Source organism: Bombella apis, from assembly GCF_018221685.1.
GTDB lineage: Bacteria > Pseudomonadota > Alphaproteobacteria > Acetobacterales > Acetobacteraceae > Bombella > Bombella apis.
Map to the genome: position 1 here is coordinate 35,204 of NZ_JAGJTM010000006.1, position 23,252 is coordinate 58,455.

The 23,252-nt window shown below is 59.7% G+C and carries 16 protein-coding genes and 1 riboswitch; of the genes, 8 read left to right on the forward strand and 8 right to left on the reverse strand.

The window, feature by feature from the left end; translation table 11 throughout:
* Positions 1–12 precede the first annotated feature (12 nt).
* Positions 13–819, forward strand: a complete 807-nt coding sequence (pstB, locus tag J8Z04_RS09140) for a phosphate ABC transporter ATP-binding protein PstB (protein WP_227431532.1) — start codon at positions 13–15, stop codon at positions 817–819.
* 20 nt (positions 820–839) lie between these two features.
* The gene (gene phoU / locus J8Z04_RS09145) at positions 840–1,565 is read left to right on the forward strand and encodes a phosphate signaling complex protein PhoU (protein ID WP_192848775.1); all 726 of its coding nucleotides are present in this window, start codon (positions 840–842) and stop codon (positions 1,563–1,565) included.
* A 108-nt stretch (positions 1,566–1,673) separates the two neighbouring features.
* On the opposite strand, the gene J8Z04_RS09150 is transcribed toward phoU, so the two are convergent.
* Positions 1,674–3,092 carry an amino acid permease gene (locus tag J8Z04_RS09150; protein ID WP_192848776.1) on the reverse strand — a complete coding sequence of 473 codons (1,419 nt, stop codon included), beginning with the start codon at positions 3,090–3,092 and terminating at the stop codon, positions 1,674–1,676.
* A gap of 172 nt (positions 3,093–3,264) precedes the next feature.
* A complete protein-coding gene (locus tag J8Z04_RS09155; RefSeq protein WP_192848777.1) occupies positions 3,265–3,894 on the reverse strand; it encodes a TetR/AcrR family transcriptional regulator in 630 nt (209 codons plus the stop codon).
* A 264-nt stretch (positions 3,895–4,158) separates the two neighbouring features.
* On the opposite strand from J8Z04_RS09155, the gene J8Z04_RS09160 reads away from it, so the two are divergent.
* Genes J8Z04_RS09160 through J8Z04_RS09175 form a run of 4 tightly spaced genes read left to right on the forward strand, consistent with a single transcriptional unit; the run spans position 4,159 to position 10,354 of the window.
* Complete coding sequence (locus J8Z04_RS09160; RefSeq protein WP_081847692.1) at positions 4,159–5,334, forward strand: efflux RND transporter periplasmic adaptor subunit; 1,176 nt, start codon at positions 4,159–4,161, stop codon at positions 5,332–5,334.
* Between the two features lie 6 nt (positions 5,335–5,340).
* Positions 5,341–8,484 carry an efflux RND transporter permease subunit gene (locus J8Z04_RS09165; RefSeq protein WP_269474922.1) on the forward strand — a complete coding sequence of 1,048 codons (3,144 nt, stop codon included), beginning with the start codon at positions 5,341–5,343 and terminating at the stop codon, positions 8,482–8,484.
* A 2-nt stretch (positions 8,485–8,486) separates the two neighbouring features.
* On the forward strand, positions 8,487–9,974 hold the full coding sequence (locus J8Z04_RS09170; protein ID WP_192848796.1) for an efflux transporter outer membrane subunit: 1,488 nt from the start codon (positions 8,487–8,489) through the stop codon (positions 9,972–9,974).
* 26 nt (positions 9,975–10,000) lie between these two features.
* Entirely contained in the window at positions 10,001–10,354 is a 354-nt protein-coding gene (locus tag J8Z04_RS09175) for a hypothetical protein (protein WP_052349007.1), read from the forward strand.
* A 25-nt stretch (positions 10,355–10,379) separates the two neighbouring features.
* Here J8Z04_RS09175 and pnuC read toward each other — a convergent pair whose 3' ends face one another.
* From pnuC to J8Z04_RS09190, 3 genes are read right to left on the reverse strand one after another with little or no spacing between them, the layout of a single operon-like run.
* Positions 10,380–10,955: a nicotinamide riboside transporter PnuC gene (gene pnuC, locus J8Z04_RS09180; RefSeq protein WP_192848778.1), complete on the reverse strand. Its 576-nt coding sequence runs from the start codon at positions 10,953–10,955 to the stop codon at positions 10,380–10,382.
* A gap of 3 nt (positions 10,956–10,958) precedes the next feature.
* Entirely contained in the window at positions 10,959–12,083 is a 1,125-nt protein-coding gene (locus tag J8Z04_RS09185; RefSeq protein WP_192848779.1) for a phosphotransferase enzyme family protein, read from the reverse strand.
* A gap of 2 nt (positions 12,084–12,085) precedes the next feature.
* Positions 12,086–14,485 (reverse strand): TonB-dependent receptor, encoded by a 2,400-nt coding sequence (locus tag J8Z04_RS09190; RefSeq protein ID WP_192848780.1) that lies wholly within the window; start codon positions 14,483–14,485, stop codon positions 12,086–12,088.
* Between the two features lie 79 nt (positions 14,486–14,564).
* A riboswitch (TPP riboswitch) is annotated at positions 14,565–14,679 on the reverse strand.
* A 159-nt stretch (positions 14,680–14,838) separates the two neighbouring features.
* On the opposite strand from J8Z04_RS09190, the gene rpe reads away from it, so the two are divergent.
* On the forward strand, positions 14,839–15,513 hold the full coding sequence (gene rpe / locus J8Z04_RS09195; protein WP_081847690.1) for a ribulose-phosphate 3-epimerase: 675 nt from the start codon (positions 14,839–14,841) through the stop codon (positions 15,511–15,513).
* Between the two features lie 3 nt (positions 15,514–15,516).
* Positions 15,517–17,160, forward strand: coding sequence for a heparinase II/III family protein (locus tag J8Z04_RS09200; protein ID WP_192848781.1), 1,644 nt, complete (start codon positions 15,517–15,519; stop codon positions 17,158–17,160).
* A gap of 5 nt (positions 17,161–17,165) precedes the next feature.
* Here the strand turns inward: J8Z04_RS09200 and J8Z04_RS09205 are convergent, their stop codons facing one another.
* From J8Z04_RS09205 to J8Z04_RS09215, 3 genes are read right to left on the reverse strand one after another with little or no spacing between them, the layout of a single operon-like run.
* Entirely contained in the window at positions 17,166–18,386 is a 1,221-nt protein-coding gene (locus J8Z04_RS09205) for a GIY-YIG nuclease family protein (RefSeq protein WP_192848782.1), read from the reverse strand.
* 4 nt (positions 18,387–18,390) lie between these two features.
* Positions 18,391–20,484 carry a DEAD/DEAH box helicase gene (locus J8Z04_RS09210; RefSeq protein WP_192848783.1) on the reverse strand — a complete coding sequence of 698 codons (2,094 nt, stop codon included), beginning with the start codon at positions 20,482–20,484 and terminating at the stop codon, positions 18,391–18,393.
* Between the two features lie 4 nt (positions 20,485–20,488).
* Positions 20,489–23,239, reverse strand: coding sequence for a class I SAM-dependent DNA methyltransferase (locus tag J8Z04_RS09215; protein ID WP_192848784.1), 2,751 nt, complete (start codon positions 23,237–23,239; stop codon positions 20,489–20,491).
* Between the last annotated feature and the right edge of the window lie 13 nt (positions 23,240–23,252).

Genomic DNA, 23,252 nt, shown 5'->3' on the forward strand with positions numbered 1-23,252 from the left:
GAAGAGAATTTCATGCCTTCTGCCTCGATGTTATCTGCCAGCCTGTCGGGCAGGGAACCTGTACAGGATGTCGCCCTTTCAGTACGGGACCTGAACTTCCATTACGGGACGCACCATGCCCTGCATGGCATTTCGCTGGATTTCCCGGCCCGCTGCGTGACGGCCATGATCGGCCCCAGCGGGTGCGGCAAGTCCACCCTGCTGCGTGTCTTCAACAAGATTTACGCCCTTTACCCCGGCCAGCGGGCCACGGGTGAGGTGATGTTCGATGGACGCAACATCCTTGATGATTCCATCAATCTGGACATGCTGCGCTCCCGCATCGGGATGGTGTTCCAGAAGCCGACGCCGTTTCCCATGTCCATTTATGACAACATCGCTTTTGGCGTGCGCCTGCATGAGAAGCTGAACCGTACGGAGATGGACGAGCGGGTGCAGGACGTGCTGACCCGTGTCGCCCTCTGGAACGAGGTGCGGGACCGGCTGAATGCCCCGGCGACCGGGCTTTCCGGCGGGCAGCAGCAGCGTCTCTGCATTGCCCGCAGTATTGCGACCAGGCCGGAGGTTCTTCTGCTGGATGAGCCGACCTCCGCTCTGGACCCGATCTCCACAGCCCGGATTGAAGAGTTGCTGGATGAGCTGAAAGAAGAGTTCACCATTGCGATCGTGACGCATAACATGCAGCAGGCTGCACGTTGTGCCGACCGTGTCGCTTTCTTCTATCTCGGCAGGCTGGTGGAGGTGGATACGGCAGACCGTATCTTCACCAACCCTCGTGAGAAGCAGACACAGGACTACATTACCGGCCGGTTCGGATAAGCGGGAAGGGGAGAGAGATCATGCCACACGAGCGTTCTCATATCGTCTCGAGTTTTGAGCAGGAGCTGGAACAGCTCCGGGCCATGATGGTGAAGATTGGTCGTATCGTGGAGGAGCAGGTGGGGCTTGCCCTTCGTGCCATTTCCGACCATGACGAGTCTGCCGCTGAAGAGGCCACGAGGCTGGACCCGGAGGTGGACGAGCTGGAGCGGGAGGTCGAGAGTCTGGTCATCCGTCTGCTGGCCCTGCGCAGCCCGATGGGGGCGGACCTGCGGGAGATCGTCGCAGCCCTGAAGATTACGGGGGACCTGGAGCGTATTGGTGACTATGCCGCCTCCATTGCCCGCAAGGCCATCAAGGCGGCATCCGGTGACGGGCAGATTTCCCTGTCCGGCCTGCGGAGTATGGGGCGTCTGGTGAAGGAGAATCTGGGCCGGACGGTGGATGCCGTCATTGCGCACGATGCCAACCAGGCGATGGAGGTCTGGCACGCCGATCGGGGCGTGGACGAGCATTATGTGACCGTGTTTCGTGAGCTGGTCACCTACATGATCGAGGATGCCCGGAACATTCGTGCCTGTACGGAGCTTCTCTTCATTGCCAAGAATCTGGAGCGTATTGGCGATCATGCCACCAATGTGGCCGAGCGGGTCTACTACGCCGTGACGGGTGAGAACCTGCCCACGACCCGCCCTCGCGGAGGAAGCCCAACCCGCTCATTCGGGCAGGGTGAAGACACGGACTGATCTGCTCCTCCTACCGGCTCCCGGGAGGGCCAGCCAGCAGACATGAAAAACCCCCGGCAGGCTCAGGCTCTGCCGGGGGTTTTGTGTGATGGCGGGATGCCGGGTCCCTCAGGACTCGGCTTCGTCATCATTGCGTTTCAGGAGCAGCCAGCCGCCATAGAAGATCAGGGCCAGAACAGGGATGGAACCAACCGTGATGGTGCCGGATGGATAATCAAAAGCCATCATGACCAGGACCATCACCAGGAAGGCCAGTGTCAGCCAGCCTGTATAGGGGGCTCCCGGCATGGCGAAGCCTGTCCTGGCAATGCGCCCCTGTTTTATGGCTCTGTGCAGGCGCAGCTGGCAGAGCAGGATGGTCGCCCATGTCCCCAGAATGCCCAGTGACGAGATGCTCAGCACGATCTCGAAAATCTGCGTAGGGTACAGATAATTCATCAGTACGCCAATGAGATAGATGAAGAGTGTTGCTCCGATCCCCACATAAGGGACGGCATTGCGGTTCAGCTTGCTCATGGCCTGTGGGGCAGAGCCACCAAGGGCCAGGGCACGCAGGATACGCCCTGTGGAATACAGGCCGGAGTTGAGGCTGGAGAGGGCGGCCGTTAGCACCACGAAATTCATGATGCTGTCAGCAGCAGGCAGGCCCAGCTTGTGGAAGAAGGTGACGAACGGGCTTTCTCCGGCATGGTAGGCCGACCATGGCATGAGGCAGACCAGCAGGGCGACAGACCCGACATAGAAAACCACAATGCGCCAGATCACGCTGTTGACGGCATTGGGGACGACCTTGCGGGGGTTTTCACACTCACCGGCGGCAATGCCGATCAGCTCTGTTGCAGCATAGGCAAAGACGACACCCTGGATCAGCATCAGCGAGGCAACGACTCCGTGCGGGAAGATGCCGCCGGACTCGGCAATGAGATGGAGACCCGGCGTGTATGAGCCGACGTGCGTGCCGCTCAGCAGGACATAACCGCCCACGCCCAGAAAGATGACCAGCGTGAGGACCTTTACCAGTGAGAACCAGAATTCAATCTCACCAAAGTACCGCACGCCTGTGAGGTTCACCGCTCCGACCACAACCAGAGCTCCCAAGGCAATCAGCCACTGGGGAATATGGCCGAACATCGGCCAGTAATGGATGTAAAGCGCAATGGCCGTGATGTCGACGATGCCGGTCATGGCCCAGTTGAGGAAGAAAAACCAGCCAGCCGCATAGGCGGCGCCTTCTCCAAGAAACTCACGGGCATAGGTGACGAAGCTGCCGCTGCTGGGCCGGTACATCACCAGTTCCCCCATGGCCCGCAGGATCATGAAGGCACAGATACCGCAGATGGCATAGGTGATGGCCAGCGACGGCCCAGCAATCTGGAGGCGGGACCCCGCCCCCAGGAACAGACCGGTGCCGATGGCTCCACCGATGGCGATCATCTGCACATGCCGCCGGCTCAGATCTTTCTGGTAACCTTCATCCGTGGCGCTGGCCTGTCTGGGTCTGGTCTGGTCGGAGGGAGATGTAGTCATGCGATGATCCTGCAATGGTCGGTCTAGAAGGCCCATGGCCCGGCAGGGTGATACCTTTTCGCTTCCGTCTGGTCTGCCATGTGTTTTACGAATAGATTCTATAACTAACACTAAAGGCTTTGCCAATGCGCAGCGGAAGGAAAGAAACTTTTAACAACCTATTATTTTGCGGTTACTGGTCTGCCATGCCTGTCATGCTGGCTCTGGTGCGGCATCCATGCAGGAATATGCGGAGTCCTTCTTCCAGATAATGGTGCAGGTTTTCCCTGTCACGTGCCGGCCCGCAATGGGCAAGCCGGGACAGGATGGGGCCGCCGATGGTCAGGCTGAAAAGGTGGTCTGCGGCATCGGCAGCATTGCCAAAATGCAGCAGTCCGGCCTTTTTCTGTACCTCAAGCCAGTTCTGGATGTTTGTCTTGCTGCCGGCGTTATGGAAGAGCTCTGTCATGAGCTGCTGGATGGAGGGGGAACGGTTTGTTTCACCGATGATGGTGCGCATCAGGCCGAGGCGTTTTTCGCAGAGGAGAATTTCCGCCATCTGGAACACCATGGCACGGAGCTGGTCTTCCATCCCGGTTTCCGGGATGGGGGAGGGGGTAAGCGGGACAAAAAGCTCGGAGAGCAGGAGCTGTTCCAGCAGGTTCCGTTTGGAGGGGAAAAAGAGGTAGAGCGTCTTTTTCGACATTCCTGCATGGTGGGCGATATGGTCCATCGTGGTGTGATGGTAGCCCTGCTGTTGCAGCAGCGTGCAGGCGACCCGGAGAATGGTGCTGCGGCGGTCCGTGTCATCATGAGGCTGCATGGCACCACGCTCCTTGCGAGATGGAAGAAGAAGTTTTGCCTTGTGCCCGATTCCGGCATGGGTCTGTCAAGCCCTGCATGAAAAGAGACCGTTTTCATGATCTTTTTGTGAGAAGAGAGCAGGGATGGGATTGACCGGCGGGGAGGAAACTGGATAGTTTCCTCTTCCACTACGTTTTTTTCATGGCGTGATATGGTGCAGGCGGTCTTTTTTGCCTGTAGCTTTGTTGCCCTATGTCCATTCCTCAGAGAGGCCGTCACGTTTATGCTCATGTTCCGCCCGAAACTGGCTGTGCGTCTGTCCCAGACGGTCATTTATGGCAGTACGGCCCTGCTGGGTTTTGGGGTTCTGGCCGGATGTCAGAAGAAAACGCCCCCAGCACCGCCGCCCCAGTCCGTTGCCGTCATGACACTGCACAGGCAGAGCGTTCCGCTGGAAACATCACTCCCGGGTCGGACGGATGCCTACGAACAGGCACAGATTCGCCCGCAGGTCAGCGGCGTGCTCGTTTCCCGCACCTTTGAGGAGGGCAAGGACGTACAGGCCGGGCAGCCTCTCTATCAGATTTATATTGCACCGTTTCAGGCGGCGTATGACCAGGCCCGCGGGCGGTTGATGGAGGCCCAGGCCAGCGCCATCCGTGCCCATGCCCAGCTGAAGCGTTACAAGGCTCTTGTCGGGCCCAGGGCCATCAGCCGTCAGGAATATGACAATGCGCTGGCTACGGCCCGTCAGGCGGATGCCGAGGTGGTGCAGGCACAGGCCGCCGTCGAAACGGCCCAGGTCAATCTCAACTACACTCATGTGCAGTCACCAATTGATGGACGCATCGGCCGGACGCTTTACACGGCAGGCACACTGGTCACGGCCAATCAGAGTAACCCCATTGCCGTGGTTACACGGCTGGACCCGATCTATGTGGATGTCAATCTGGCGGCAGAAGACATGATCCGCCTGCGGCGTGAGCTGGCATCTGGCCAGCTGGAGCGGAACGGCAGCGAGGCCGCCGTGACGCTGGAACTGCCAGATGGCTCCACCTATGGTCAGACAGGTCAGCTGAAACTTTCTGAAGTGACGGTCGATCCCGGTACGGGGACGCTGGTGATGCGTGCTGTCATGCCCAACCCGGACAAGCTGCTTCTGCCGGGCATGTTCGTCCATGCCCACATCAAGGAGGGCAGCGACCCGAATGCCCTGCTCCTGCCGCAGGTTGGCGTGCAGCGGACGCCCAAGGGTGAGCCTTATGTCATGGTGGTGGATGGGCAGAATCACGTCCATCTGCGCATGGTCGGGCTGGGGCAGACAGTTGGGGCCCGCTGGATGGTTACCAGAGGCTTGAAGGATGGGGAAAGGGTGATCGTTGAGGGCTTGCAGAAAGTTCATCCTGAAGGGGAGGTCAGACCCCATGAGGTCAGTCTGGCTGATCTGGGGATGGAGTAACGGCCCATGTCACTGTCACGTTTCTTTATCGACCGCCCCATCTTTGCCTGGGTGGTCGGGCTGATCATCATGCTTGTGGGTGGTGTGTCCATCACACAGATGCCAATCGCTCAATATCCCACCATTGCTCCGCCGCAGATTGCTGTCAGTGTGGATGATCCCGGTGCCTCGGCCGATACAGTCAACAACACGGTGGTACGGCCCATCCTCCAGCAGATGTCTGGTCTGGACCATCTGGAGTATCTGTCTGCCCAGTCCTATGGCAGCGGCCATATGGAGATCGACCTGACCTTCGAGCAGGGGACGAATCCCGACATCGCCCAGGTGCAGGTACAGAACAAGCTCCAGCTTGCCCAGCCCCGTCTGCCGCCCGATGTGGTCAGCCAGGGGCTGAGTGTCACCAAGGCAGCCAAGAACTTCATGCTCGTCATCGGCTTCATCTCCACTGACGGGAGCATGAACGGGAAGGACATTTCGGATTACGTGGCGTCCAACGTGATGGACCCGCTGTCCCGCATTTCCGGTGTGGGGGATCATACGCTTTTCGGGTCCGAATATGCCATGCGCATCTGGATGGACCCGGACAAGCTGTACAAATATGGCCTGACCGTGAGTGACGTGCAGAGTGCCATCCAGAGCCAGAACATCCAGGTGGCATCCGGTGAGCTGGGTGGCCTGCCTGCCCGCAAGGGGATCGGGCTTGATGCCAACATCATCGGCCCTGTCCGCCTGACGGAACCGGAACAGTTCAGCAACATGCTGCTGAAGGTCCAGCAGGATGGCAGCCAGGTCCGCATGAGAGATATCGGGCACGTTGAGCTGGGGGCACAGAGCTACAATTTCACGTCCCGCTACAACAACAGGCCGGCCACGGCCATGGCCCTGAAGCTGGCCCCCGGTGCCAACCAGCTTGTGACGGAAGATGCCGTCCGGGCGAAGATTGCCCAGCTGTCGCAGTTCTTTCCCAAGGGGTTGAAGGTCGTCTACCCGCTGGATACGGCACCGTTCATTACCCACTCCATCGAGGAGGTGATCGAGACACTGCTGGAGGCCATTGCGCTGGTCTTCATCGTGATGCTTGTCTTCCTCCAGAATTTCCGGGCGACCCTGATCCCCACCATCGCTGTTCCGGTGGTGCTGCTGGGAACGTTCGGCATCCTGTCGGTGCTGGGTTATAGCATCAACACGTTGACCATGCTGGCCATGGTGCTGGCTGTGGGGCTGCTGGTGGATGATGCCATCGTGGTGGTGGAAAATGTCGAACGTGTGATGAGCGAAAAGGGCCTTTCCCCACGGGACGCCGCCCGTGAATCCATGGATGAGATTTCTGGAGCGCTGGTGGGTATCGTGCTGGTCCTCAGTGCGGTGTTTCTGCCCATGGCCGCCTTTGGCGGGTCCACCGGGGTGATTTACCGTCAGTTCTCCATCACGGTGGTGGCGGCCATGTGGCTGTCCGTTCTGGTGGCCATGGTCATGACGCCGGCTCTTTGTGCCACCATGCTCAAACCCATGAAACATGAGGTCCATTTCCGTCCGGCAGTCTGGTTCAATGAGCGGTTCGACTGGCTGACGAAACGGTATGTCAGTGGCGTGCGCCGCATGTTGCATTTCCGCACCCCTGCCATGATCGTTTTCCTGGCCCTGACAGGGCTGGTGGGCTTCCTGTTCATGAAGGTGCCGACGGGCTTCCTGCCAGACGAGGATCAGGCCCTCATTTTCGGGCAGGTCAGCATGCCTGCCGGGGCAACCGATGCGCAGATGGGGGCCGTCAACCACCGCATCACCGAATACGTGCTGAAGACCTATGGCCGGGATGTGGAATCCGTCTTCACCATGAATGGCTTCAGCTTCGCCGGGCAGGGGCAGAATGCCGGTGCGTTCTTCATCAGGCTGAAACCGTGGGACAAGCGGCCTGGTTATGCACATTCCAGCATGGCCATTGCCAACAGAATCATGGGGCATTTCTGGGGGGATCCGGCAGCGCAGATTTACGCCCTGAACCCCCCTGCGGTGATGGAACTCGGTAATGCCACCGGGTTCGATCTGGAGCTGGAAGATAACGGCCATATCGGTCATCAGGCCTTCCTTGCCGCCCGGAACAAGCTTCTGGCAGCGGCGTCCAAAAATCCGCTTCTGTCCGCTGTGCGCCCGATGGGGCTGGAAGATGCCCCCCAGTTTGTATTGGACCTCAACCGTGAGAAGGCCAATGCACAGGGCATCAGCAATGCGGAGCTCAACACGACGATCCAGGGGGCCTTCGGCTCGATTTACGTCAACCAGTTCACCCGCAATGACCGTGTAAAGCAGGTCTATATCCAGGGTGAGCCTTTCTCCCGCATGACGCCAGAGGACCTGAACCGCTGGTATGTCCGCAACAATCTGGGGGACATGGTACCCTTCAATGCGTTTGCCACGGGCCACTGGATTCTCGGTGCGCAGAAGGTGGAAAACTATAATGGCCTGAATTCCTATGAGATTCAGGGTGTGCCTGCCGTTGGGGTCAGTTCCGGCCGTGCGGTGGAGGAAATCGAGAAGATCATCAAGACCCTGCCGCCGGGAGTGGGGCATGAATGGACGGGCCTGACCTTTGAGCAGCTGGCGTCCGGCAACGCTACGGGGCCGCTTTATGCGCTGGCGGCCATTGTGATCCTGCTCTGTCTGGCTGCCCTGTATGAGAGCTGGGCCATCCCGTTTGCCGTGCTGCTCGTGCTGCCGCTGGGCGTGCTGGGGGCCATCGGTTCGACACTCTGGCGTGGACTGAGCAATGACGTCTATTTCCAGGTCGGGCTTCTGACAACCGTGGGGCTGGCCGTGAAGAATGCGATCCTGATCGTGGAATTCGCCAAGGCCTTTTATGAGCAGGGCGACACGCTGGAAGATGCTGTCATGAAGGCCGGGCAGGAGCGTCTGCGTCCCATTCTGATGACCTCCATAGCTTTCGTCTGCGGTGTGTTCCCACTGGCTATTGCCACGGGTGCCGGTGCAGCCTCCCGTGTGGCGATCGGGACCTGTGTGGTAGGCGGTATGCTTACCGCTACCATTCTGGCCATCTATTTCGTGCCGCTGTTCTTTGTGGTTGTGCTGCGTCTCTTCAGGGTCAGGCGGCTTTCGGAACAGCCTCATGCAGGGCAGGAAGGAGATCACGCATGACCATGAAGCAGCACGGCAGGAACAGGGCCGTTCTTGCAGGGATGATGGGGCTGGGCAGCCTGCTGCTGACTTCCTGCAACCTGTCTCCGAAATATCATCGGCCGGATGCGGCCGTCTCGCAGACCTACCCGGCCGATGCAGAGATTAGGCCGGGCCAGCCCGCCCATCAGCAGGTGTCCGATCTTGGTTGGGAAGATTTCTTCACTGATCCACGGCTGAAGGCCCTTATTGGTCTGTCCCTTGCCAACAACCGGGACCTTGCTGCCCAGATGGCCGCCGTGGCGGCCGAACAGGGGCAGTATCAGGTGCAGAATGCCGCCCTGTTCCCGACCATTTCAGTCGGGGGTGGTGCACAGTATGTGGGGCCGTCCGATACGGCCGGGTTCGCCTTCGCACCGGGGTCTGGCACATCGGTGTCCACACTGCGTTTCTATCAGACGTCCATCGGGTTTTCGTCCTATGAGATCGACCTCTGGGGACGCATCCGCAATCTGAGCCAGGCCCAGAAGGAACAGACGCTGGGCACGGTCGAGAATCTGCGGAACCTGTGGATCACCACCGTCTCACAGGTGGCAAGCACCTACATCCAGTGGCTGGCGGATCGGCGTCTGCTGGACCTCGCCCACCGTACAGCCCGTACGAGGGCGGATACATGGCGTCTCAACAAGCTGGAATATGATCATGGCGAGCTGGATGCCCTGACCTTGGCCCAGAGTGCGACCGAGCTGGAGCAGGCCCGTTCTGACGAGGAGAAGGAAACAAGGGCTGTGGCGGATGACGAACATGCGTTGCAGCTGCTCGTCGGCACGCCCCTGCCTGCAGACCTGCCGCCGCCCCTCCCGATGGGACGGCAGACGATGATTTCCGACCTGCCAGCCGGTCTGCCGTCCGACCTGTTGCAGCAGCGGCCTGACATCATGGCGGCCGAGCACAGCCTGCTGGGGGCCCATGCCTCTGTCGGGGCGGCCCGGGCCGCTTTCTATCCCCGTGTGACGCTGACGGCGAGCGAGGGGACCAGTTCTCTCCAGTTCCGCCGCCTGTTCAGCCATCTGGCCGAGACATGGGGCGTCTCCCCCAACATCAGCATCCCGCTGCTGACATGGGGTGTCAATGAAGGGAACCTGCGGACGGCCAAGGCCAAGCTGAAGCAGGGCATTGCCGAATATCAGAAGGCCATCCAGTCGGCCTTCCGGGAAGTGTCCGATGCGCTGACAGCACGGGAGACATACCGTCGGCAGGACAGTCATATGATCGTGCTGGAAACACAGGCCCAGCGGGCTTACGATCTCGCCCGGATGCGCTATCATGCTGGCATCGACAGTTACCTGACCACGCTGGTGCAGGAGCGCCAGCTCTATCAGGCCCAGCAGACCCGCATCATGGTCGAGGCGGCACGGTTTCAGAACATGGTAACGCTGTATCGTGCCCTGGGTGGCGGCTGGAGCCGCAAAAGCCAGGGGACATCAAGCACACCACCCGGCCATCTGTAAGGGGTCGGGCCGAGGGGAGACGGCATATGCGTTTTATGAAACAGGCTGGCCTGCTGGCAGGAACTGGCATGATGCTGATGGGCGTGGCCGGACTGGCTCCTGCGCAGGCTGATGAGGCTGATTCGGTTGTCAGAAAGCCGATGCCCGGCTCGTCCCTGCCCAGGGTACATGCCGATTATAGCATGTTTCATTTTGTTCCCCGGGGTGATGAGGTGACCGTGCAGCCCGAGCGGAACCGCCTGCTGTTCCGCAAGAAAAGTGGTCAGCCAGATGGCTATGGCGAACGCCGTGGGGCAGCCATCGTCTATTATGATTCCAGCGGGAAACCCGTCCGCATCCAGCGTCTCACGCCGGAAGAGCTGGATCGGATGAACCAGTAGGAACGGTCCTGCCTGTTTCGGGGGGTCAGCGTTTCCACTTCCAGTAGCCGTAGAGGCCGAGGCCGGTATAGCCGGCATAGAGCAGGGCCGTGATGGTGAGAGAGCGGTTGATGAACAGGCCCGTATAGATCACGTCAATGCCGGACCAGAGCAGCCAGCTCACACGGTGGCGCCGGGCTGTCCAGAGCTGGGCAAGCAGGCTGGCTCCGCTCAGCCCTCCATCCAGAAGAGGAGTTGGGTCGTCACTCCAGCGTTGCAGGGCCAGAATCCATAAAATGGAGAGAATCAGGAAGAAGCCCGTCTCCAACATGGCCCGGTTGAAGGCGAGAGGGCGGGCGGGCAGGTCATCTGCCGGGCTGGATGGCCTATCTTGGCGGAGGTTCCCTCCGGCCTGTTTTTCTCGTGCCCACAAGGCCCAGCCATAGAGGATGGCGATGCTGAAGACACCTTGCAGCACCGTGTCTGCATAGAGATGGGCCTGGAAGAACACCGTGCCATAAAAGAGCGTTGCCAGCAGGGAGATGGGCCAGCCCATCATGAGGCGTTGTGCTGTCAGCCAGACGCCGGAGGCACTGAGCAGTGCGGCGATCAGTTCCGTCATGGGTCAGTCTCTTTCCAGCATGGCCAGCAGGGCCCGGCCACGCTCCGTCTGGAACCAGCGTGCATGGCCGATGAGGTAATCCCGCCGGGATATGTCGGCGGCGTTCCTGTTGCCGAGGACATGGCCGTAATAGGCAACCTCTGAAAGGGCAAAGGTGACGTGGCAGAGGGGCAGCCAGCAGGCGGTGAGGCGTTTCTCGGCAGGGCTGCGGGGCCGCTGGACATCATAGGCGTGCAGGAAGGCCCTCAGCTGCTCCTCATGCACGGTCGGGCAGCCATCCGGGGCCAGCCAGCTGATGAAGCTGCGTTCCATAGCCACGGCGAGGTCGAAGCTGGCACTGGTCAGGTCACACATGCCGAAATCGAAGGCACGGGCAGCCACGAGCCCATTACTCTCCCTGTGCCAGAGGAGGTTGGCCCCGTGCCAGTCCCCATGCCCCCAGAGGGGGCGGTCTTCTGGCAGCAGGGGGAGCAGGGCTTCATGGAACGGGGTCAGAAGGGGCAGGACATCCCGTTGCAGCGATGAGAGGGGATATGTGTCTGTCAGCCCTTCCTGTCGGGTGATCCACGGGATCAGGCTGTCCGCCAGCCTGTCGCCCAGCAGGGGATGCCGGGCGGAAATGAGGGGTGGGTCATGGCGTGGTGGGGCCTGATGGCCCTCGCTGGCCTGATGCAGCCGTGCCAGAAGTGTTCCGCTGGAAGCCGCCTGTGCCGTGTCGTGATAGGGCCGCCATGAGTCCAGCCCCCGATAGGCGTCCTGCTCCGTGTAAAGGGGGAAGGCTTCGTAGGTATGCTCGGGCGTGGCCAGGGCGGTCCGGCCATCCAGCATGGGCAGTGGGGCGGCGGCTGGCAGGCCCCGCTTTGCCAGATGGCTGGCGAAGCGGTGTTCTTCCGTCAGTGTTTCCACAGAGCGCAGGGCACGTCCGTGGCGTTTGAGGAACAGCCGCCCCCCATCTTCCAGCGCCACGATGGCCGAGGCGGAGAAGGGGCGGCGGCTGTGCCAGAGGAGGGGATTCCGGGCGGGCCGGACGCCCCAGTGCGGCAGAAGGGCCGTGACGTCACCGTCTGTCAGGGGAGGCCAGACGCAGCCATTGTAACCGCTTTCCAGACCAAGGGGGCGTGCCGACATGCTCAGAACCCGGCTGTCAGGCTGGCAAGGGCGGCGAAGGGTGCCCCGATGTAATACCCCGGAGCCGAGCCGCTGACCCGCCCGCCATGAAGGCCGGTCGTGTCATGGGCATTCAGGGTGGTGGAGTTGATGCCCGAGAGATAACGCTGGTTGCTGATGTTGCTCAGGTTCAGCCGCAATGTGGGTTGATGCAGGAAGCCCACATTGTTGAAGCGGTAACCAAGGGTCAGGTCGGCTGTCATGATGGCAGGGATGCGCTCGTCATTCATGAAGGTGGAATATTGATGGCTCATGTAATGCATGGAGATCATGCTGAAGAAGTGCCCATCATCATAGCGCAGGCCCGCTCCTGCCTGAAAATGGGGGCTGCGGACGGCTGTTTTGCCCGCTGTGGGCAGGATGTCGCTCCCGGCGGCGATGTTGTTGTCGATGGTGGCATGGAGATACTCGAAGGACGCATAGGGGCTGATATGGTGCCATGGGCGTGTACCGAGCTCCACATCCACACCACGGGAGGTCTGTTTCCCGGCATTGATGGTCGTGGTGATGTTGGGGTTGCTCGCTTCCCCGGTTTGTACCTGCCGGTTGCGGAAATTATAGTTGAAGAAGGTCAGGCTGGCTGTCAGCCAGTCTCCCGTGCGGCGGTAGCCGAACTCTTCGGAGACGGAATATTCATTCTTCAGGCGGTTGGTTCCGGCCTGACTGATGGAACCGTTGGGTACGCCATTGGCATCCACACCGGCATAGCTGTTGTAATAAGTGGGAACAGCCGGTGTCCGGAAGTTGGTGTTCACGTTGAGGAAGAGTTGATCCTGTTTCGTGAAGTTCCAGCGCATTCCGAAGCGTGGCAGGGGCTCCTGCCTGTTGCTGGAGATGTTGCGCTGCGGCCCGGGTACGTCATTGGTCCCCCAGCGATGCAGCATGACCTCTTTGAAGCCGATATCCATCACCAGCCTGTCCTGCATCAGGGAGATGTGGTCTCCCACATAGAGGGCATTGGTCTGGGACATGGTGTGAAAGCTCCCGGCCAGATAGGGGTTGCCATCCGGCATGAGGATGCGGCTGCGTTTTTTGTCCGCCCAGATATTGGCGGCAGAGCCATCACTTCCGACAGCCGTGAAGGGCTGCGGTTCGTTATCGTCTGAATAATCGTACCAGTAGCCCATGACGAAGTCGTTCCATTTATATCGGGCATGGAGAGCCATGTTCACGCCAGAGCGGTAGCTGCGCTGGGTGTAATCCGCCCGTACGGTCTGGCCGTCCGTCACGGGCAGGGAGGTGACGGGCTGGGAGCCGTAATAATTCCCCGTGCTGGAAAGTGTAGAGCCATAGGGGAAGTTGCCATAAGCCCGCTGGGCATAGGGGGTGATGTCGAAGGAGAAACGCTGGTTGAAGTGCAGATGTACCGGCGCACCGACATAAAGCGTCTCCTCCGGGTCGCGGGAGAGGCGCCAGTAACTGGTGCTGTTCTCGCCGGGCTCGAAATGCTGGGTCAGTTTGCCGCTATGGGTGCCGTAGGTTTTCCAGTCCTCAAGGGAGGTGAAGGGATAATAGCTGGTATTGGCCCTGTTCCATGACCCCAGAATGCCCGCCTGATTGCCTTGCCCCCATTCTTTGAGCAGCCGGAAATCAATATGCTGGCGGGTATCATAGCCGCCACTGCGCCAGTTATCCGCATGTGTGTTGGAGTAGGAGACAAAGCCTCTCACGCCGCTATGGCCTATCTCACCCGTTTCCAGCCGGATGAAACCCCGCCTTGTATTGAAGGACCCGTAGGAGAAGGAGGCCAGCCCACCGGGCTTCAGGGACGGGTCGAGGAAAGAGAGTTTCATCAGCCCACCTGCGGCGTTGAGGACAGGGCTGTCCAGATCGGCCGATCCCTGCTGGAGACCGACCTTGCTGTAATTCTCCGTATCGGCGAACTGGTTGGGGTACCCGCCATAGGAGGCAACATCGTTGAGCGGCATGCCCTCCAGCACGTAGCCCAGGGCATCACCGTTCAGGCCGCGGACGCTGATGTTGGTGTTGGGCGAGATGCCGAAGGGGTCGGATGTCATGACATTGGCACCCGGCAGGACGGACACGAGCTGGAAGGCCGAGGCCGTAGGCGCCTGTATGTCCATGTAGCTCCGGCCCACCTCGCTGATGGATTGCGTGCCATGCTGGGGCTGGATCAGCCCGCCGCCCCGCTGCACGGTTTCCGGGGCCGCCCGGGTAGTGATGTATTCCACCTTTTTGGCCTGTACGGCTTTGGCCGGTCTGGCATGGGAAGGCTGTTGGGCCGGGTGGTGGTGTGCCGCCGACGGATGAGTCGGTTTTCCTGAGTCTGCCAGTGCCAAGCCGGGGCTGCACAGGAGCAGAAAGAGAGGGGCCTTTTTGTGGCTGGAAAAAAACAAGCGCATGGAATCTTCGCCTTCGGAGCACGATGGTGAAGGTTCGCTGTGCAGGCGTCAGTTCAGGGGAGATGACGGGGACATCCCGTTCCGTGCTGTTTTCCTGTCCCTTCGCCGGTACGAACCGGATCAGGTTCAAAGGGTTGGATGGGCCGGCCCCATCCTCTCAGCCTTGTATGGTGAAGGCACCCCTCGGAACATTGCCCCCTGTTAGCAGAGAAGGCAGATCGTGTCCATTTTCTGTCATCTCTGTACAAATGAATGGCCATGTACCGGCGCAAAATGGGCTTCTCTTGTAAAAAAGCCTTATTCTGCCAATATCGGATGAAAATATGCATCTTCAGTTTTCAGAGAGAGGTTACATGCCCATCATCGCACCGAGCCTGCTTGCCGCCGATTTCTCCAATCTGCGTCATGAAATGGGCAGTGTGGCGGAGGCACCATGGCTACATCTTGATGTCATGGATGGGCATTTTGTTCCGAACATTTCCTTTGGTATGCCCGTCATCAAGGCGCTGCGCCCTCACAGCAGGGCGCGCTTTGATGCCCACCTGATGATCGAGCCGGCAGATCCCTATCTGGCTGCCATGGCAGAAGCGGGAGTGGACCACATCACCGTGCATGTGGAGGGGAATGCCCATCTTCACCGTACTCTCCAGAGCATCCATGCGCTGGGTTGCAAGGCAGGTGTGGCCATCTGCCCTGCCACGCCGCCGGAGGCTCTCTCCGAGGTCATGGACATGGTGGACATCATTCTGGTCATGACGGTCAATCCTGGTTTCGGAGGGCAGAAATTCCTGCATGGCCAGTTGGCCAAGATACGGACCCTTGCCGGGATGATCCGGCAGAGCGGCCGTGACATCGTGTTGGGTGTGGATGGTGGTATTGATGAGACCACCACCCCACTGGTGACAGAAGCCGGAGCAACCATGCTGGTGGCTGGTTCAGCCATTTTCGGCAGGGATGACCGGGCGGCAGCGATCCGGGGCCTGCGTGCGGCGGCCAAGCCTGCCACACTGGCCCCATCAGGGGAATGATGGTTGTTTAGGTCCTTCAGGCGGTATTTCCGGTTGCTGCTCGTCTCCCTGCCCCAGCGGCAGCATGAGGGGACAAGCCCTGTCTGTCTCTATCAGGACAGGGAAGAGGGCGATGTGGACCAGGGCGCCCTGCTGACGGGGGGTGTGTTCCGTTTTGCCCAGAAAACCTACAGCTTGCCCCTGCGGGGGGTCTGGCAGAGCAATAGCTGGCCGGAGGATGTCCGGCGCTGGTTCTATGGGTTTGACTGGCTGAAGGACCTGCGGACCTTTGGTACGAATGGAGCCCGGCTTCTGGCGCGCTCCATGGTGGCATCATGGGCAGACCGCCCCCCGGCTGACCCTGTTGCCCGGGAAAGCAGCGTGATGGGGCGGCGGCTGGCCAATTGGCTGGGGCATTATGAGTTCTGCCTTTCCACGGCTACGGAAGGGACGCAGCAGCTGGTGCTGGATGCCGCCGTGAAGGAGGCCCGTCGTCTTTCGGCCATGCTGCCTCTGCCTCCCATGGGGTGGGAAGGGCTGGCTGTTCTGCGGGGCTTGCTGGCCGTCTATATGGCCGTGCCGTATTATGATGGGTTCTTCAAACGGTTTGAGCAGCAGCTGCCGCTGGAGCTGAAGCGCCTGCTGGGTGATGAGGGCATTGTGGCCGAGCGCAGCCCGGAGGCCCAGTATCGTTGCGTGCAGGAGCTGACAGCCATTCAGGGCATGTTCACCACGTTGCAGTGGATGCCGCCGGACTGTGTCCCGGTGATGCTGGGGCGGGCCTGTGCCGTGTTGCGGGCCTTCTGCCATGGGGATGGGGGGCTGGCCCTGTTCAATGGGTCGCAGGAGCGTGGTGCGAAAGCCGTGCAGGCTCTGCTGGAGCAGGCAGAGCGATACAAGGTAGTGGCCTCCAGCCTGAGCCGGGGCGGTTTTGCCCGCCTGACAGCCGGAAGGGCCCTGCTGCTGGTGGATGCCGCCGCACCACCGCCGCAGGGAATGGATGGTATGGCCCATGCCGGTACATTGTCTTTTGAGTTCTCCCACGACCGGCAGCGTCTGTTCGTCAATTGTGGGGCAGCGGAGGGCGGCCCCTGGCGGCGGGCCCTGCGCAGTTCGGCAGCGCATACGATTCTGGTCGTGGATGGTGAATCCTCGTCCGATTTCGGGAATGATGGCCACGTGACCCGCCGTCCCTCACAGGTACGCTGCGAACAGAAACGGCAGGGTCGTGTTCAGGAACTCCATCTGTCGCATAATGGGTACTACCCGTCCTACGGTGTCCTCTGGTCCCGTTCCCTGTTTCTGGAACCATCCGGGGAGGAGCTGCGTGGCAGTGAAACGGTGGAGGGGGAGCGGGATGTGTCTTTCATGCTGCGGTTCCACATCCATCCCGATGTCCGTGTGGAGCGGGAGGATGATGATATCCTGCTCCATGCGCCCTCAGAGCTGTGGCGTTTCCGTCAGACAGGTGGGGTGATCATGCTGGAGGATGATCTTTACATGGGACGGGGCGTGCCGGAACAGACAGCCCAGATTGTCGTCCAGTCCTGCCCTGGCCGTCCCCTGACGCCTGCTGAGGAAGAGGCAACTGAAGCCGGGGGCAGGGCCGCCAAAGCGTCCAGACGCCAGCAGAAGGTGGACTGGGTGCTGGAGCATGTCCCACTATAAGGGTGTCAGGAAGACGCCTCCTTGCGGATGATGGCCTGTTGATGGGGATCATACGTATGGAGGTGGAGGGTGCCCTTCTGGAGGAGGTGGGCTGCCTGGCCGACCAGTTCGGCGTGGAGCAGGAACCATTCCTTCGGGTAGATCTGTTTTCCCAGTCGGTCCCGGACGTGAAGTATTGCCCGTGAGGGGGCAAAAAAGCGGTGCAGGCAGTCTTCCACCTTGCGATGGGAAAGATTGACCAGCGTATAGGTGGCTACAATCTCCACAGGGGCCATGAGAAAGGTGGGGTCATTGCGGGCATCAGCGACCCGGCGGCGAACGTCACCACTTGTGACGCCGATCTTGTAAAGTTTTCCCCGCAATTTACGGATTGATGGAACTTCGGAGAGGGAGCGGGCAACGTAAATGGTACCGGTGGCGTTGGCCACGGTCTCGCTCCCGGCGAGGGGCCCAAGGCCGATGCGGGAGATGAACCGGGCCGTTTTGTCCTCTGTCAGGGATTTACGGAAGGACGACATGAGCGGGTCGCTTTCCGTCCCATTGGAGAAGATGATGCGCAGGCGATGCTCTCTGTCGCCATGGCGATAGGTCTTTTCGTACTTCTCGGCGACATAGGCGATCAAACCGTTGCGGATGAAGAAATCGCCTTCTGCAGGTTCAAGAATCTGATTCTTTCTCACACGCCTTGCCGTACGGAGGCCGTTGGTTATCTCCTGCTGTACGGTCTCGAACAGGGCCTCATAATCCTGAAAATTGGCGCAGGGCGTGATGGTGGCCTGATGCTCCGGCACGGCCCGTTCTGCGGCGGGGCTGGAGTGGCGGAGGCTGAAGATGCTGGTATCCATCTCCAGATCATCATCATCGAGAATATCTTTCAGTGTGTGGGGGATGTCTGTGAAGGCCTGCTCATCCCGCCAGTCGGGCAGAGGGGGGGATGATGGCAGGTTTGGTCTGGCAAGCAGCCCCAGCCTGTCAGCTTTCTTTATGGCCGGGGAGGGGTTCTGGGCCAGACGATCAAGTGCGGCAGAGAGGCACATTTCTTCGTGATTTTCAGCCGTGTGCCTGGGAAGTCTGCCATTGTTTTCGACAAAACGTTCTGCTTCCTTCAGAAGGTCCAGTCCTGTCCTGCGGTTGGTCTGCCCTGTGCGGGCTGAGGAGGTATCAACCGGAAGCAGGCCGAGTTCATCATCTTCTGTAAAAATATCGTTCAGCGTGAGACGTTTCATCAGGTCAGCCCTGTTGCTGCTGGCGGAGAGTCCTGGCTTTTTCTCTGGCAAGATGAACCAGAGCCATGGCCAGACGCTGCTCCAGCTCATCGGGTGAATGGCTGTCTGGCATACGGCCTTCCTGGTCACGAAAAGCCTTGATGCGGGGCCAGAGGGCAATGGCCTCCTCAGTCGCCATGGGGTAACGCTGGGCGGTGAAGGCGGTCTTGATCTGTGCCAGCAGGGGGGCGTCCATGTCGCGGGAGATGATTTCAAACCGTTCCCGGAAGCAGTTGACGCTGTCGATCAGCTCAATATCGAGTTCTTTTACGTTGATGAGTCGTTGGACGAGGCTGAGCAACGTGTTGGGGGCGCTGGCCGTCTTGTCTTCCTCTGTGGTCTCTGTGGTGGGAGGGGTGCCCGCCCCGGATGAAGACCCGCTCCCGTGGGGTGGTGCTGGGGGTGTATCCGTTTCCTGAAGGGTCTGCCGGGCCAGTGTGGAAAGATTGATGCGGGCGGAAAGCTGCTGCCGGACAGATTCCGTTTCATCCTCTGTCAGATCAGGGTAGCGTTTCTCGATGATGCCGGTCAGCATGGGCTGGTTGAGGACCTCGGGGGCCGTGCCGGGGTTCAGGGCACGGCTGGACATATGTTGATGGGTGGTGGCGACAAGGTCGTTCATGTCCCTTTCGCAGATGTCACGGGCACGCTGGGTCGGCGGTTCATCAAGGTTGTGGATGCCAATGGTGACATGCCCCTGTGCATCCGTGCTGACAGGAGCACGGATATCGCCGTCTTCCCGCCTGTAGAACTTGAAATTCGGTGCAAGCACCTGTTCCATCAGCAGGGAGCCGGAAATGGCTTTGAGCATGTCATTCACGGCATCCTGCACGATTTGCGTCTCCACCCCCGGCTCGGCAACCAGATTGGTGAAGACAGCCCGTGTTTTGGCGGGGGCGTCCCGTGTGGCCCGGCCGATGATCTGGACGATCTCCGTGAGGGAGGAACGGTAGCCGATGGTCAGGGCATGTTCGCACCAGACCCAGTCGAACCCTTCCTTGGCCATGCCGAGGGCGATGATGATGTCCACCTTGGCCCGGTCGGCTTCGTCATCCCGTTTGCCATCTGGCCCGGTGATGGTTTTGGCAAGGCTGGCCTTGATGAGGTCCCGGTTGGGGCCATCATCCACAAGGTCAGCCACTTTGAGCAGCTGGCCATCAGGCCGGCGGATGATGTCGAAGCCGGTTTCCGGGTCCCGTCTTTCAACCGTGCCGATGAGGTCGATGATCTGCCCGACCTCATCATATTTGTCACCAAAGGCCTCGGATGATCCACGGTGCGGAATATGGATGATGGTCTTGCGTGTGGGGTCCAGAACATCCTTCAGCCCGTTGATGTAGGTGCCTTTATAGAACTCGTAGGAGATGCCCAGCGTCTTGAGGAACTCATAACCCTCCAGCTGCTCATAATAGCTGTAGGTGATGGGGGTGAAGCGGGTCTCATCCTCCGGGCGGAGAACGGGGATGGAATCCCCCCGGAAGTAACTGCCCGTCATCGCCATGAGGTGGCAGCGGTCCCGGTTCAGCAGCTCCCTCAGGATAAAGCCGAGGCGGTTATTGTCATCAGCCGAGACATGATGAAACTCATCCACGGCGATGAAGCAGGAATCAAAACAGGCCACATCATCCTGTGCGGCAATGGCATCATACCCGAAGCGGAAAGTGGCATGGGTGCAGACGAGCACCTGTGCCGTGTCATCCTTCATGAAATCCTGAAAAGCCCGCACCTTGCGGGGGGAGCTTTCGTCACTGTCGAGGCAGAGATTCCAGCGGTCTTCCACCACCCAGTCACATTCAAAACCAGGGAGGGATGTGCTGCGGAAGGAGCCGCCGATGGAGGTTTCCGGCACGCAGATGATGGTCTTTTTCACATGCTGGTGGCGCATCTTGTCCAATGCCACGAACATGAGGGCACGGCTTTTCCCGGCGGCAGGCGGGGCCTTGAGGAGGATATGCTGGGCCTGCCGGACATTATAGACACGCTCCTGCATGGGGCGCATCCCCTGTGCGTTGGTACCTGCCTTGCTGTGGCCATAGGTCATGGTGAGCATGTTTGCCATCGGGTCAGCCCTTTTGATTCTTTGTCGTGGAACGTTTTTTGCGGACGGTCTGTTTCTTTCGGCTTTGTGCCACACGGGCAGCATAACGGCGGAAGAGATGCTCCAGCCGTTGCGTATCGTTGGTGAAGGGCTGGCCCTTGTTGTACAGCCCCTCCAGCAGGGCATCATTGGCCTGATGGGCCTCCCAGAGATCGGCAGGCATTTTGTCCGGGTCGTACAGTTCGGCCAGATTTTTGTCGAAGTAGTACGCCCGTACCCGCATGATCGCCCGCCCGGACTGCTTCAGGGCCTCTTTGTCTGCCTCCGTGAGGGCAGGCACGGGGAAGGTGTGCCAGCCGAGCGTGTTGGAGTAGCGGAAGCGTGTTTCTAGTTTGCCGCAGACTGAGCCGATCCATGCCAGATGAAGGCGGGAAACCAGCAGGGCAAAGCACCATTCCGGGGCGTCATAGAGGACGAAGTTGAGGTTGGAGGAAATTGTGTCAGACTTGACCCGTATGGTCGGAAGATAGGGGCGGCGTTCCGAGCTGACACTGGGAATGAGGTAGGCGTGGTTTTGTGGGGCGTCATGCTCCCTGAACTGCCAAGGCCGGTCCAGCAGTTTCTGGTTGTTGCGGGCGTCTTTCATGGCAAGACGGGCCGCATATGTAGCCTCTATGCGTTCTGCAATGGGCGGAATCTGCCTTGCCTGTTCCAGCTCTGCATCATCAATCCAGAGGCAATAACGCTCAAGGTTGTTGATTGCTTCTTTAGACCCCATGAAACGCCGGATGAAGGGCTCAGCCTGTGGGGCCTGTTGCAGGAGCTGGATTTTTTCTTCTGGTGAGAGGAGGAGATGGCCGTTATCGGTGGGTTGATTGCCTCGTAACATTTCAGGCAGATTGAAAAGGCTTTTGCTGGCTTTTTCAATGTACACGTCCGGGGCATCCAGCAGATAGGCATTGATGTTCTGCGCCTGATGCTCTGTCTCCCCGGTGAAGAGCCGTTTTGGTGTTGCGATGGTTTTGGGTTCCGGGCGGTTTCTCAACCCGACAATGATGCAGATGACAGCGGCATTATGGCTGGCATTGTTGCGCCATTTGAAGGAGGTATGGGCAAAGCTGATTTCTAACGCTTCCCCCAACAGGTCGGGCCAGAGAGCATTGACGGCCTGCCCCTGGCAGAGCGAGTTGGTGGAGACCAGAGCCGCTTCCGCCTGCCGTCCCTGAATATAACGGGCGGTTTTGAAGAACCACGCCGCCACATAATCCAGCCCCTTATAGTTTTTCACGGAGCCGGAGAAGGTGATGGCCATATCCTTTTTCTGTTCTGCCTTCTGGTATGTTGAACCCAGAAAAGGCGGATTGCCGATGATGTACACCAGCTCACCATCCCCCGGTGGCGGGCAGACGGCTTCCCAGTCGAGCCGCAGCGCATTGCCGCAGACAATATGGGCGGCCTCCCGCAGTGGCAGGGAGGCAATGGCACGGCCAAAACGCTCTGCAAAGAGAGCATTGGCCTGATATTCCGCAATGAACAGTGCCAGCTTGGCCGTTTCTGCAGCAAAATCGGCACATTCTATGCCGTGAAAATTGGCAATCGGGATGGCAGAAAACAGCTCCATTGTGTCATTGCCGTTCAGCGCCGCCAGCCGTTGCAGGAGGGTCATTTCCAGTTCCCGCAGCTGGCGATAGGCAACGACAAGAAAGTTCCCGGAACCGCAGGCAGGGTCAAAAACATGGATATGACCGAGCTTGTGCAGGAGCTTCTGTAGGGCAGCGGGTTTGTCCCAGTCCTTCTGGATATCGCTGCGTAGACCATCCAGAAAAAGGGGGTCGATGACTTTGCGGATATTGGGGACGGATGTGTAATGCATCCCCAGTTCGGCCCGGATGCCCGTATCCGCCACGGACTGGATCATGGAACCGAAAATGTCGGGGTTGATGTCCTTCCAGTCCAGCGCACAGGCATCCTTCAGGTAGCGGAAGGCCGTGACATCAAAGGTCGGTATGGCGATGTCCCCAGCAAACAGCCCGCCATTGACGTATTCCAGCGGGGCCGTCCAGTCTGGCAGGTGGCTGCGTTCGTCCTTTGGCAGGTTCATGGCCTCAAACCCTGCCTGAAGGACCGTATGCAGGGCCTCACCTTTTTTCCCGCCATAATCCAGTACGAGGCGGCTGAACTGGTCTTTGGGGAAGATGCCGACATCCTCGGAGAACAGGCAGAAGATCAGCCGCATCATGAACTGGTTCATGATGTGCGTGTGGCTGGGGTCCTTCCATTCCGGGTTATGCCGGATGAGGGCATCATACAGTCTGGCCAGCTTGCCCGTTGCCTGCACGTCAACGGGGTTTTCCTCCACGGCACGGTAACGTTCTTTGCCGGCAGCAGGGAGGAAGAAGCCGAAATGTTTGGCCATTTCATTCAGCGGACAATGGAGGCTCTCCCCGCTGGCAGGATGGAAAGCGGCCAGCATGGTACCGTCCGTCGTGAGGAGGATGGCCGGTTTCGCCTGTTTGTTGCGGGTGGAGGCTTTTAGCTGGTCCAGAACGGCATCAACCGTCGCCTGTTCCGTCTCTCCGGCTGGGGCAAAATGGAACCGGCGGCTCAGCAGAACCCCGCCGGAGAGGTCGGAACGGTTCGTTGCCCCCTTGCGAAGCCTGTCCACGGTTGCTTTTGCGGCATCCGTAGCAAGGGCAAACTCGTAGGGAAATGCGCTGGCATCGTAGGGCTGAGAGGTGAGGTCCGAGAGAGCATCGTAAATTTCAGTCGGATTCACAGCATTAACCCTA